Below are 12,353 nucleotides of genomic sequence, written 5' to 3'. Positions count from 1 at the left end.
CCCCCTTATAGATAAAGCGGCATATGTTGTAAACCCGTTGTTTCTTCTAGTCCCGCTACTATGTTTGCATTTTGAATCGCTTGCCCAGCCGCACCTTTCATCATATTGTCTATAACAGAAACGACCGTCACTCTTCCTGTTCTTTCATCGTAAGCTATCCCCATATCACAATAATTTGAGCCCCTCACTTCTTTCGGACTTGGAAACTCTCCTTGTGTGCGAATTCGAATGAAAGTCGATCGTTCATACGTTTCTTCATATAATTTTTGAAGTTGTTCTATTTCCATTTCTCGTTTTACTTTCGCATAAAGTGTAACCATAATCCCCCGTGATATCGGTATTAAATGTGTACTAAACGTGATTGGCTTCGTTTCCCTATTCCACTCTGCAAGCATTTGCTCAATCTCAGGAACGTGTTGATGCTCATTTACTTTATAAATGTGCAAGTTATCGTATAACTCGGGAAAGTGAGTCATTGTTGTTGGCGTTTTTCCCGCTCCAGATACTCCTGATTTCGCATCAATAATAATTGAATCTTCTTCAATCATGCCGCTACGTACTAACGGCAATATCGCTAATAATGCAGCTGTAGCAAAGCATCCTGGGTTTGCAATTAAATTAGCATTTTGAATCTCGGACCTTTTCCATTCACTTAACCCATATACTGCTTTCCTAAGAACTTCTTCTTTTGCAGCTGCCCTTTTATACCACTGTTCATATGTCAAAGGATCTTTCATACGAAAGTCTCCAGATAGGTCAATTACTTTTAAACCTACTGCTAATAATTTCGGAGTTAACTCTGCGGATACTCCTGCTGGGGTTGCTAAAAATACAATTTCAGCTTCCTTCTCTATTTTCTCCGCATCAATTTCTTGTAACGTATGGACAAGAATATTTCGAAAATGCGGGTATACATTTGTTATAAATTCACCAACTTGTGAAAAAGAATGGAGAGATGCTATCGAAAAATATGGATGTTGCTCTAATAACCGAATTAACTCAATACCTCCATATCCAGTTGCTCCAATAATTGCGACTTTCATAAGCTCCTCCTCATATCTATTCTTTAAATTAAGTATGATTATAATATTGCATAATTATAAAGTCAATTAAATATTTATAATTTTTAAAAACTTCAAAATGTTAATTTCACTATGAAAGCAATATATACAAGTGGATTTTTATACAAAAACAGTGCATATTAGTATTTTCATTTCACTTCAAGTACAATAAAACAATACATGTATACATACAGGCGGGGAAAAACATGGATAAAAAATTAATTGAGAAAATGATTATAAAAAGTTTTCGGCAATATCAATGTAATCATGTTTCAAAAGAGGATCAGGAAATGCTAATTAAACATATTCAAATGATAATTCATTCAAATACTGAAATTGATGTATACGAGGCTGTTGAGGATATCGTTTACGATTATGTGACTGGAAAATAAAAAATAGGAGATTTCCATATGGAAATCTCCTATTTTTTACTTAATGATTTGCCTGCAACGCGTTCAAATAAACCTGGGAATAATGCGTAGAGCTTTGGCCCCATTCCCATCCACTTCGGCAAATTCACTTCACGTTTTTTCGTTTGCATCGCCTTTACGATTTGTTCTGCTACATATGTTGGTTTTAACATGTAACGTCCCATATTTTTTACGTATGTACCTGATTGATCGGCTATTTCAAAAAAGTTCGTATCTATCGGTCCTGGATTAATTGCCGTTACAAAAACATTTGTATTAGATAACTCCATGCGTAAACTATTCGTAAATCCTAATACAGCGTGTTTTGTTGCTGCATAAGCACTCGACTTCGGAGTTGCAATTTTTCCAGCTAATGAAGCAATGTTAATAATTTGCCCTTCGTTCTTTTTTACCATATAAGGTAATACCGCTTTCGTACAAGCTACTAATCCAAATACATTTACTTGAAACATATCCTTTACTTCATCCATTGATGCATCTTCAAACGTTTTAAAAATACCAAATCCCGCATTGTTTACCAATATATCAATACGTCCTACTTCTTGTAATACCTTTGAAAAAACAGATTGTACCTTCGTTTCTTCACTTACATCTAATACATAGTAATAGCAAGGCGTATTATAAGTTGCTTTAATTTTGTCTGCTAATGCTTGTAGCTTCTCTTCTGTTCGAGCCATTAATACCGGCGTCGCCCCTTGCTCCGCAACCTGCATTGCAACTTGCTCCCCAATTCCACTTGAAGCACCTGTAATGACGATTACCTTTTCTTGTAAACGTCCAGTCATTGCTGTCACCTACTTTGCATAATAAATCCATTGTTGTGAAGATTCATCAATCATCACTTGTTGATTATATGCTAAAAAGTCTAATTGTCCAACAGTTTCTGAGATAGTAAGTGGCAATTGCTCTTTATATAATACCGGAAATAATTTTACACATACTTCAAATGCTGTCATTGGCTTTTCCTTTAATAGCTCCAGCACTTTAAAAGCACGTGTCTCTTGCTTTTGTAATCTTGTTTCAATAAGTTGTTTCACATTCAGAACATCTTCCCCATGCCCGGATAAAATACGTGAAATATTCATTTCACTTAAACGTTTTAACGTTTGATTGTACTGCAATAAAGGACGCGCTCTTTCTGTTTGTCCTTCATATGGTGGTTCTAATATTGGATTTGAAGAAATATGACTAATGAGAGCATCCCCACCAATTAATATTCCATCTGATTCTCTATATAATGAAATATGAGTGGAAGCATGACCTGGGGTTTCAATCACTGTAAATCCAGGTAACGAATCTATACGATCTCCCTCTCTCACAGTATGTGTTAACGACCTATTACAAGAATATTTAAGTGTCTTCGTCGTCAATAACGCCTCACCATTCAAAAATGCTGCTGGAACGCCGAACTGCAAGGCCGTCTCTTTAAAAAATTCATGATACCTCTTTAAAAATTCGGCATTCTGCGTGATCCACGGTTCATTCCAAGGATGTCCAATAATCTTTGCTTTTTCAGAAAATGTATTTAAAAGTCCACAATGATCCGCATGGTGATGCGTAATCACTACTGTTTCAATATCTTCTATCTTATACCCTAATGCACCTAATTGACTTTCTAGTGCCTTCTTTGCTTCTTCTGTATTTGTCCCTGTATCAATTAACGTTAATGTTTCTCCCTCAACTAAAAACACGTTCACTGTCTCAACTGCAAATGGAACAGGAATCTCCATTCGATGAATCGCCGTCATGCTTAGCCCCCCTGTCTTTTTCCGGTTCAAAAATGAATACCTCTTCAGTTTACAACTTCCCTATAAATTTGTCATTATTTTCAGATAAAAAGAGGTGTTTTCCGTAAAAAAACGAATGTATGTACATTTATAAGCATTTCTAACCAAATTTAAAGGAGGAACATCATGTCTATTCAAAACATTTCCTTTCTCGGTGCAGGCTCTATTGCCGAAGCGATTATTGGTGGTTTATTAAACGCAAATGTTGTTAAAGGGGAACATATTACTGTAAGTAATCGTTCTAATAAGACCAGATTACAGGAGTTACATACAAAATACGGTGTTAAAGGTACACATAATAAAAAGGAATTACTTGCTGATGCAAATATTCTTTTTCTGGCTATGAAGCCAAAAGATGTCGCAGAAGCGATGATTCCTCTTAAAGAATACATACATAATGACTTGCTTATTATTTCGTTATTAGCAGGTGTTTCTACTCATTCAATTAGAAACCTCCTTCAAAAAGACGTTCCGATTATTCGTGCAATGCCAAATACATCTGCGGCCATTTTAAAATCCGCTACCGCTATCTCACCTTCAGAACACACAACGGAGGAACATATTCGCATTGCAACATCGTTATTTGAAACGATTGGTCTCGTCTCTGTTGTAGAAGAAGAAGATATGCATGCTGTCACTGCATTATCCGGGAGTGGACCAGCTTATATTTATTACGTAGTAGAGGCAATGGAAGAGGCCGCAAATAAAATTGGTTTAAAGGAAGATGTTGCAAAATCACTTATTCTTCAGACGATGATTGGCGCTGCTGAAATGCTAAAAGCAAGCGAAAAACATCCTTCTATTTTGCGAAAAGAAATTACTTCTCCTGGTGGAACAACTGAAGCAGGTATTGAAGTGTTACAGGAGCATGATTTTCAACAAACATTAATTTCCTGTATTACACAAGCAACGAAACGATCACACGATCTCGGAAAAACATTAGAAAAAATAGCAAAAGAAAAATAAAAAACGGAGCTCAACTTTATTTGAGCTCCGTTTTTACTTTAATCATATGATATGCTTTTATTTATTACTCTTACCAAAAATCTCTTCTTGCAAACGACGACCTGTCGGTGTTGCTGCAAGTCCACCTTCTGCTGTTTCACGAAGTGCTACTGGCATCGTTTGTCCAATTCTAAACATCGCCTCAATGACTTCATCACATGGAATTGTACTAGTTACACCAGCTAATGATAAATCAGCTGAAATCATGGCATTCGCAGCTCCTGCTGCATTACGTTTTACACAAGGTACTTCTACAAGCCCTGCAACAGGATCACATACTAAACCAAGCATATTCTTTAATGAAATCGCCATCGCTGTAGCTGCTTGATCTTGTGTTCCACCAGCCATCTCAACTGCTGCCGCTGCTGCCATTCCACTTGCTGAACCTACTTCAGCTTGGCAACCTCCTGCCGCGCCGGAAATACAAGCATTATTCGCAACAACCATACCGAAAGCTCCTGCTGTAAATAAAAATTCAATCATTTCTTCGCGTGTCGGCTGTAATTTTTCTCGCAGTGCAAACAGTACACCTGGCACTGTTCCAGCAGATCCTGCTGTTGGTGTTGCACAAATGATTCCCATCGCCGCATTTACTTCATTTGTTGCGACAGCTTTACTCACTGCGTCCAAAATCGTATCTCCAGATAAGCCTTTTCCACTCTGCCTATACGCTTGGACTTTCACAGCATCCCCGCCAGTTAAACCAGTTGGTGATTTTACACCACGAATACCGCGTTCTACTGCTTGTTCCATCACGACTAAGTTCTTTTCCATTCCAGCAATTACTTCTTCACGTGTGATACTTCTTGTTTCCATTTCACATTGAATCATAATTTCTGCGATTTTTACATTTTGCTCTTTAGCTTGCGCCACTAGTTCCGCTGCGTTCCGAAACATGGTGTGTCCCCCCTGCAATTAATCCATAATAGTTACTTGACAAATATTTTGTTGCCCATTTATTTCCGCGATTACTTCATCTGCTAATAATTCATCTGTTTCAATGACCATAAGCGCTCTTCTTCCTTTTTCTTTACGAGAAACACTCATTGTACTAATGTTAATCTCGTGTTTTGCAAGGATTGAAGCTACAGCTGCGATAGCACCGAAGCGATCGTTATTTACAATAAGTAGCGCTGGACTCGTTCCTGATAGTTGAAGATCGAATCCATTTAATTCTACAACTTCGATTTTACCACCACCGATTGAACAAGCAACGACTTCAATTTCCTCTTCTCCTTTATACAGACGAATTTTCGCTGTATTTGGATGAGGAGCATTTGCATCTTCCTCAATGAATTCCACTTCAATTCCGCGTTCTTTTGCTATGTCTAGCGCCTCTGGAATACGTAAGTCATCTGTTTCAAATCCTAATATTCCACCGATTAGCGCTACATCCGTACCATGTCCTCGATACGTCTTTGCAAATGATCCATATAATGAAATGCTTACTCTTTCTGGTTCATGACGAAACAGCTGGCGAGCAACTTGCCCCATTCTTGCTGCGCCTGCTGTATGTGAACTTGACGGACCAATCATAACTGGACCAATAATATCAAATACTGAGCGATACTTCATCATAACTCCCCCTAAACCTCTATGAAAAAATTTTTTACTATTCTATTAAGCTACCGAATCGGTTGCTGTTCCAGTCGTACCACGAATTTGTTCCGCTGTACGAATTGGATAGTTTTTGAATAACAGTGAAGCAATATATCCTGAAATAATACCAGTTATAATAATAAATAAGAAACTTAGCATTACCTTCATTTAAAAATAATATAAGATAATCCACAATAAAGTCTGGTAGCAATCCAAAGTTTAACACAGAACCCCTTACAAGCATAGCATAAACAAGTGAAACTCCCATTGCTTTCATACCTTTTGGTGTTTTAAAGCTAAAAAGTGAAAAAAGACTTAGTACAAATAATAGTAATATCCTTCCTATTATAATTTCCATGTTGCTCTCTCACGATTTAGTCAACTTCACTTGTTACGACAAATGGCTAAAACGCATGTAGCCTACACTTAAATTATAATCTGCCCTCATTATAGCTTGTTTTTAATAAAACGCTTACTTTTAATGAATTTTAAAAGTTCTGAATAACAATCTGTTTTTGCTATTTGTACCACTCGTATGTCGTCTGACTTATATAACAGTTTTTCTAAACAATCGGTCTTATGTATTTTTATCCTATCTCTTCACATCATTAAAACTTTCTGTTTCATCCAATATAAACATAAAATGATAACAGTTTTATTTTAAAATTTTTTTAGAAATAAAAAAATGGCAACCTTTCGTCACCATTTTTTACGCCATTATTATCTTTCTACTGGAAATGATTTCAAGTCCGTAGCTATTTCTGTATTAGAAAATAGCTCTCTTGCCTCTTTCCATAATTCCTTATATGTATCTCCTTGATAACGAGAACTAATATGAGTCAATATTAAGCGTTTTGCATTTGCCTGAAGTGCAATACTCGCAGCTTGCTTAGATGTGGAATGAAAATAATCGTACGCTTGTTGTTCATCTTCTGCCGCAAAAGTTGCTTCATGAACAAGTACGTCAGCGTCTTGTGCCAGCTCTCTACTCGCTTCACAATATCTTGTATCACCTAAAATAGTAATGATTCTTCCCTTTTGAGGCGGACCAATAAAGTCTTTTCCATTTAGTATCGTACCATTTTCTAATTCAACTACTTCTCCATCTTTTAAACGTTTAAAGAGTGGACCGGGTTTCACACCCATCTCCAGCAGCTTATCGACTAAAAGAGCACCTTGTATATCTTTCTCTACAATACGATATCCGAAACATTCGATTCCATGTGATAACCTTTTTGTTTCTACATAGAATTCATTATCCTCAAACACAGTACCTTCTTCCGTTATCTCAACGATTTCAAGTGGATATTTCACATGTGTCGTACTTACTGATAATGCTACTTCAATAAATTGTTTAATTCCTTTTGGTCCGTACACCGTTAACGTTGTTGTTCCACCTTGAAACGAACGGCTTCCTAATAAACCAGGCAACCCAAAAATATGATCGCCATGTAAATGCGTAATAAATATTTTTTCAATGCGTCTTGGGCGCACAGATGTATGTAAAATTTGATGCTGAGTCGCTTCACCACAGTCAAATAACCAAGTCTGTCCTCGTTCTTCTAACAATTGCAAAGCAATTGCTGAAACGTTCCTTCCTTTCGAAGGAACACCTGCACCAGTTCCTAAAAATACAAATTCCACTTTCTTTCCTCCAGCTCTTTATATAATCTACCTTTCATCTTACGGAATGTTATTTCAAATGGCAAATTGAATTTGCATAACCAATCATCTAGACAACTATATAACACGAACGTTACACTTAAAAACTTAGCAATCGTTCGTGTTTTATGTTAAAATGATTATACTACATTTTAAGGGAGCGTTTTATTATGAAAGAAGCATTTCGTTTACAAACTGATTTTTCATCTTCATTTGATCGCTGGGTAAGTTCTTTCGTGTCTGATCACCCAGCACAATTAGAATGGACGACTTTGAAAGAATTAATCCATGAATATACAACAACACATACAAATGATTCGTTACCAACATATATTTCTTCAGCTTTAACATATTACGCACAACGCGTTTCAACAACAAACAGTTCAGAAATTGTTATTTTTGAAAATGCTACAATCTCATAATCTATAATAAAAAGCACTGTAATCAGTGCTTTTTATTTATATCCATACTTTTTGTTTTAACTTGGCATGAACCCGAAAAAAGATTTGACCGCTTCTAAGCATGGTTGAATTCTCTCTTCCATCTAAAAAAGAAAAGTTAAATCCATGACACCTTCTACATAAACTTATTTTCTAATTTTTGCTGAAAAGACTTCTCTTGCTTACGTAATAATTGACTACCACGTTGTAAAAGCGGTGTTCCATACTTATCATTAATTTGATCAATCACAGCAAGTAGCGGCTCTTCTTTCGCATCTTTTTCAAATGAAAACAAATCTAATTGTTTCACCGATTCTGTTTTCCACTCTATTTCAGTAGCCGTAACACCTAACAGGCGAACAGAATCACCATCCCAATGCTGCTTCCATAAACGTGATGCCGCTTGAAAAATATCACGTTCTTCCCAAATTGCATTTTTCAATTGCTTACTCCGTGTAACCGTCCGCCTATCATGGTATTTAATCATAATTTGAATGTTATAACTAACAAGCGTTCGTTTTTGTAGCCTTTTGCTTACTGATTTCGATAATCTGTCTAACATATCAAGTAATTCTTTTTCTTCGTCCATATCCTTTGAAAAAGTCATCGAATTACCAACGCTTTTATGCTGTCCTATTTGATCCGGATCAACTTCCCTATCATCCATACCTTTTGCCCGCTGTTGCAAATCAACACCGTGCTTTCCAATTTTAGCGCGAATGATATGTTCGTTTCCTTTTGCTAACTGCTCAATTGTTTGTATATGAATATCATTTAATTTTTCAGCTGTTTTTTCTCCAATTCCATGCATTGCTCCTACTGGAAGTGGCCAAATCATTTCTGGAATATCTCGTTTTCGAAGCACGGTAATACCGAGAGGTTTTTTCATATCAGAAGCTGTTTTTGCTAGGAAAAGGTTTGGAGCAATTCCGATGCTACACGGAAGCTGTAACTCTGTTAATAACGCCCCTTGAATCATCTTCGCTATTTCAAGGGGCGTACCGAGCGCATAGCAATCTGTAATATCTAAATACCCTTCATCTATAGAAACCGGTTGTATTTTTTCTGTAAAACGGGAAAGAATTTGAAACATTTGAAATGAAGCTTCTCGATATAATGTAAAATTAGGACGCCTCACAACTAATTGCGGACATAATCGCTTTGCTTCCCATAGGGGCATCGTCGTACGTATTCCATATTCTCTCGCCTCATAACTACATGTTATGATAATCCCTTTTCGCTCTTTTTCATTCCCGGCAATCGCTAATGGCTTTCCTTGTAATGATGGGTCATGAGCAATTTCAACAGATGCGAAAAAACAATTCATATCTACATGTAAAATAACACGACCATTTTTCGGATACATTTCTCGCATACTACTCACCCCTTAAAGAACATTTGTTCCTTCATTATATCAAATTTCTTTACACGTTATAATAATTATTGGCTTTTCTCTATCTATTTTTTGTTATACTGTATGTAACAAATGGATATTATTGTAAAGGAGATGAATCGTTATGAAACAACATAATAAACTCAATTATGTATTTATTACTATTATAGTAATCCTTGCGATTAATTATTTGTTACTTCCCCTTTTTAACATTAACATTTACGCTTTAGGAATCTTCTCTCATTTCATACGTTTTACAACAACTTATGTACTTCCGTGGGTCTTCTTATATTGGCTTATCCGCCTTGTGAAAGCAATTGAATCAAAATAAAAAAAGACGTGTAAACCATAATTGGTTCACACGTCTTTTTTATTACTTACTTCGCTACTTCTTCAATAATAGCTACAACTAATTCTGCTGTTTTCGCTAATTCTTCAACAGGAATCTTTTCGTTTGTTGTATGAATTTCTTCATAACCAACCGCTAAGTTAACTGTTGGGATACCGTGTCCTGCGATTACGTTCGCATCACTTCCGCCACCACTTTGGTGAAGAGAAGGTGTACGGCCAATGCTTTCAGCAGCGCGTTTCGCAACTTCTACAACGTGATCACCATCAGCAAACTTAAAACCTGGGTACATAACGTTTACTTCAACGTCTGCATGACCACCCATTTCTTTTGCAGTTGTTTCAAATGCTTCTTTCATTTTTGCAACTTGTACTTCCATTTTCTCATTGATTAAAGAACGAGCTTCTGCAAAAATTTGAACATGATCGCAAACGATATTTGTTTGTGTGCCACCTTCAAAACGCCCAATATTTGCAGTTGTTTCAGAATCGATACGACCAAGTGGCATCTTTGCAATTGCTTTTGCTGCGATAGTAATTGCAGATACACCCTTTTCTGGTGCTACGCCAGCGTGCGCTGTTTTCCCACGAATAATTGCATTCACTTTCGCTTGTGTTGGCGCTGCAACTACGATTTCACCAACTTTTCCATCGCTATCTAATGCATAACCATATTTTGCTGTAATTCGCTCGCGATCCAACGCTTTTGCACCAATAAGACCAGATTCTTCTCCAACTGTAATAATAAACTCAATTTTACCATGAGGGATGTTTTTCTCTTTTAAAACACGAATTGCTTCAAACATAGATGCTAAACCAGCTTTATCATCCGCTCCTAAAATAGTAGTCCCATCTGATACGATATATCCATCTTTAATAGAAGGCTTAATTCCATTACCAGGAACTACTGTATCCATATGAGAAGTGAAATAAATTGTATCAACACCGTCTTTTGTTGCTGGTAAAGTACAAATTAAGTTACCTGCACCATGACCAGTCACGCCCATCGTGTCATCCTCAAATACTTCTACACCTAAAGCAGTAAATTTCTCTGTTAACACTTTGCAAATTTCTGCTTCAAATTTTGTTTCAGAATCTACTTGTACTAACTCCATGAATTCATTTACTAAACGTTCTTGATTAATCATAAGACTGCGCCTCCTGCACTACCATTATGTATGTAACAATATTAATTATAACAGAATTTCGCAAAAGTTTCGAAATACAAGACAAAAAACAGATGGTTCATACATCTAGATACCCATCTGCCTTCTATTACTCGTTTAACAACACCCAGCGCATATGATCTTCCCAAACACCATTAACCATTAGCATTTTTCGAGATACACCTTCATATTGAAATCCTATTTTCGTCACTACTTGTATAGATGCTAAATTACGCGGCATGATCGGCGCTTCTATACGATGTAAATGAAATTCTTTAAAGGTAACTTGAATTGCTTTTCTAAGCGCTTCTGTTGTGTAACCTTTATTCAATTCTTCCTTATCTAATTTATAGCCAAGTACACAAGATTGATAAATTCCGCGAACAATTAGATTAAATGAAATACATCCAATAATTTTTGTATCATCACCCTTTTTAAAAATCCATAGCCTGATGATCTTACCTTCCGCGAACTCTTTTCTATCCTTTTGTAACTTTTTCTTTTGGTAATCTAACGTGAAAAAATCATCCGGTCTATACTCTTCCCACGCTTTTAAAAAATCACGATTTTTGTCGTAATATTGAAGAACTTTTTCCGCATACGACTCATCAATTTCCCTTAAATGTAAACGCTCTGTTTCGTATATTTTCATCATCGTATCTCCATTCTTCATGCTCGCATAACAAAAACTAATAATCTACCTTTTAACATATTCTCTACGTATGCTCAAATTTCCTGTTATATTTTGCACCCCCTTCCCGAATTTTGTCCTTTCTCTCCCCTTGTCCACAATTTCATTTCTCGTTACAATGAAATTGTACTGATTTGCAAGGAGGTTTAACGATGCATAAAAAAGCTCAAAAAATTATGGTTTATATAATGCTAATTTCTATGCTTGTAACAACACTACTTACTGGCGCAAGTATGTTTTGGTAAAAAGGACGATTCACTCGTCCTTTTTTTACTGTTTTACACATACAAAATAGACCATCTCGAAATCGAGATAGTCTATCTTCTAATGAATATTTTATTTTATATATAGTACAACTGCTACAATACTAAAGGAAAAAGCCATTACAAGCGCTATTACAAAGCTTGTATATTGTTTCTGCTGAAATGCCCCAATAACAAAAGTAAGATTGAGTAATGCCATAAATACAATCGCTACAACGTAAGAACATATATTAAAAGTTGCCAATATGAATGTAATAACAAATAGAAAACCCACAAAAAACTGCATATAAGAAATTCTCGGATTCAAGTACATATGAGCAACCCCTTTACCTATTTTTATCCCGCATTAACGGGCAGTAAGACTCCCACCTCAAAATTTGGCTAGGGCAAAGCAGTTAGGCGAGAGATCAACTGCCCGTAAATGCCCGATTGGTTCAACTAATAATCAGCGGGTAATAACCTCCCACTGATTAAAGTTTCACTTTATCTTTCTATATTTTCATTAAC

The 12,353-nt window shown here is 36.3% G+C and carries 16 protein-coding genes; 5 read left to right on the top strand and 11 right to left on the bottom strand.

Going from position 1 to position 12,353, the window contains the following annotated elements:
- Window positions 1-5 precede the first annotated feature (5 nt).
- Window positions 6-1,043, bottom strand: coding sequence for an N-acetyl-gamma-glutamyl-phosphate reductase (argC, locus tag MRBLBA3_RS01480; RefSeq protein WP_000861260.1), 1,038 nt, complete (start codon window positions 1,041-1,043; stop codon window positions 6-8).
- 224 nt (window positions 1,044-1,267) lie between these two features.
- Between argC and MRBLBA3_RS01475 the strand changes: the two genes are divergently transcribed.
- Entirely contained in the window at window positions 1,268-1,453 is a 186-nt protein-coding gene (locus tag MRBLBA3_RS01475; RefSeq protein ID WP_044737774.1) for a YqzH family protein, read from the top strand.
- A gap of 29 nt (window positions 1,454-1,482) precedes the next feature.
- Here MRBLBA3_RS01475 and MRBLBA3_RS01470 read toward each other — a convergent pair whose 3' ends face one another.
- Together MRBLBA3_RS01470 and MRBLBA3_RS01465 are read right to left on the bottom strand one after the other, a co-directional pair.
- Complete coding sequence (locus MRBLBA3_RS01470) at window positions 1,483-2,277, bottom strand: SDR family oxidoreductase (RefSeq protein WP_000147785.1); 795 nt, start codon at window positions 2,275-2,277, stop codon at window positions 1,483-1,485.
- 9 nt (window positions 2,278-2,286) lie between these two features.
- A complete protein-coding gene (locus MRBLBA3_RS01465; RefSeq protein ID WP_044737773.1) occupies window positions 2,287-3,240 on the bottom strand; it encodes an MBL fold metallo-hydrolase in 954 nt (317 codons plus the stop codon).
- Window positions 3,241-3,405: 165 nt separating this feature from the next.
- Here MRBLBA3_RS01465 and proI point away from each other — a divergent pair, with 165 nt between their 5' ends.
- The gene (gene proI / locus MRBLBA3_RS01460) at window positions 3,406-4,245 is read left to right on the top strand and encodes a pyrroline-5-carboxylate reductase ProI (RefSeq protein ID WP_363379586.1); all 840 of its coding nucleotides are present in this window, start codon (window positions 3,406-3,408) and stop codon (window positions 4,243-4,245) included.
- Between the two features lie 57 nt (window positions 4,246-4,302).
- Here the strand turns inward: proI and sdaAA are convergent, their stop codons facing one another.
- The 4 genes from sdaAA to rnz form a co-directional block, all read right to left on the bottom strand.
- Window positions 4,303-5,181 (bottom strand): L-serine ammonia-lyase, iron-sulfur-dependent, subunit alpha, encoded by an 879-nt coding sequence (gene sdaAA / locus MRBLBA3_RS01455; protein WP_000489469.1) that lies wholly within the window; start codon window positions 5,179-5,181, stop codon window positions 4,303-4,305.
- Between the two features lie 18 nt (window positions 5,182-5,199).
- The gene (gene sdaAB, locus MRBLBA3_RS01450; RefSeq protein ID WP_000877440.1) at window positions 5,200-5,859 is read right to left on the bottom strand and encodes an L-serine ammonia-lyase, iron-sulfur-dependent subunit beta; all 660 of its coding nucleotides are present in this window, start codon (window positions 5,857-5,859) and stop codon (window positions 5,200-5,202) included.
- A gap of 45 nt (window positions 5,860-5,904) precedes the next feature.
- A complete protein-coding gene (locus MRBLBA3_RS01445) occupies window positions 5,905-6,042 on the bottom strand; it encodes a hypothetical protein (RefSeq protein ID WP_232290577.1) in 138 nt (45 codons plus the stop codon).
- Window positions 6,043-6,603: 561 nt separating this feature from the next.
- A complete protein-coding gene (rnz, locus tag MRBLBA3_RS01440) occupies window positions 6,604-7,527 on the bottom strand; it encodes a ribonuclease Z (RefSeq protein ID WP_000397460.1) in 924 nt (307 codons plus the stop codon).
- A gap of 188 nt (window positions 7,528-7,715) precedes the next feature.
- Between rnz and MRBLBA3_RS01435 the strand changes: the two genes are divergently transcribed.
- On the top strand, window positions 7,716-7,967 hold the full coding sequence (locus tag MRBLBA3_RS01435; RefSeq protein WP_000656495.1) for a DUF3932 family protein: 252 nt from the start codon (window positions 7,716-7,718) through the stop codon (window positions 7,965-7,967).
- A gap of 154 nt (window positions 7,968-8,121) precedes the next feature.
- Here MRBLBA3_RS01435 and MRBLBA3_RS01430 read toward each other — a convergent pair whose 3' ends face one another.
- Window positions 8,122-9,360, bottom strand: a complete 1,239-nt coding sequence (locus tag MRBLBA3_RS01430; protein WP_001208846.1) for a DNA polymerase IV — start codon at window positions 9,358-9,360, stop codon at window positions 8,122-8,124.
- Window positions 9,361-9,502: 142 nt separating this feature from the next.
- On the opposite strand from MRBLBA3_RS01430, the gene MRBLBA3_RS01425 reads away from it, so the two are divergent.
- Entirely contained in the window at window positions 9,503-9,709 is a 207-nt protein-coding gene (locus tag MRBLBA3_RS01425) for a hypothetical protein (RefSeq protein WP_328021264.1), read from the top strand.
- Window positions 9,710-9,755: 46 nt separating this feature from the next.
- On the opposite strand, the gene MRBLBA3_RS01420 is transcribed toward MRBLBA3_RS01425, so the two are convergent.
- On the bottom strand, window positions 9,756-10,874 hold the full coding sequence (locus tag MRBLBA3_RS01420; RefSeq protein WP_000609796.1) for a tripeptidase T: 1,119 nt from the start codon (window positions 10,872-10,874) through the stop codon (window positions 9,756-9,758).
- 127 nt (window positions 10,875-11,001) lie between these two features.
- A complete protein-coding gene (locus tag MRBLBA3_RS01415; protein ID WP_033656621.1) occupies window positions 11,002-11,547 on the bottom strand; it encodes a GNAT family N-acetyltransferase in 546 nt (181 codons plus the stop codon).
- Window positions 11,548-11,735: 188 nt separating this feature from the next.
- Here MRBLBA3_RS01415 and prli42 point away from each other — a divergent pair, with 188 nt between their 5' ends.
- Window positions 11,736-11,828, top strand: coding sequence for a stressosome-associated protein Prli42 (prli42, locus tag MRBLBA3_RS01410; RefSeq protein WP_000549036.1), 93 nt, complete (start codon window positions 11,736-11,738; stop codon window positions 11,826-11,828).
- 91 nt (window positions 11,829-11,919) lie between these two features.
- Here the strand turns inward: prli42 and MRBLBA3_RS01405 are convergent, their stop codons facing one another.
- Window positions 11,920-12,159 (bottom strand): DUF3894 domain-containing protein, encoded by a 240-nt coding sequence (locus MRBLBA3_RS01405; RefSeq protein WP_000281171.1) that lies wholly within the window; start codon window positions 12,157-12,159, stop codon window positions 11,920-11,922.
- Window positions 12,160-12,353: the final 194 nt, after the last annotated feature.

The organism is Bacillus sp. LBA3-1-1.1 (assembly GCF_040676495.1).
Classification (GTDB): Bacteria; Bacillota; Bacilli; order Bacillales; family Bacillaceae_G; genus Bacillus_A; species Bacillus_A nitratireducens.
The sequence above is the reverse complement of the archived record's forward strand: the minus strand, read 5'-3'. Positions and strand labels throughout refer to the sequence as shown.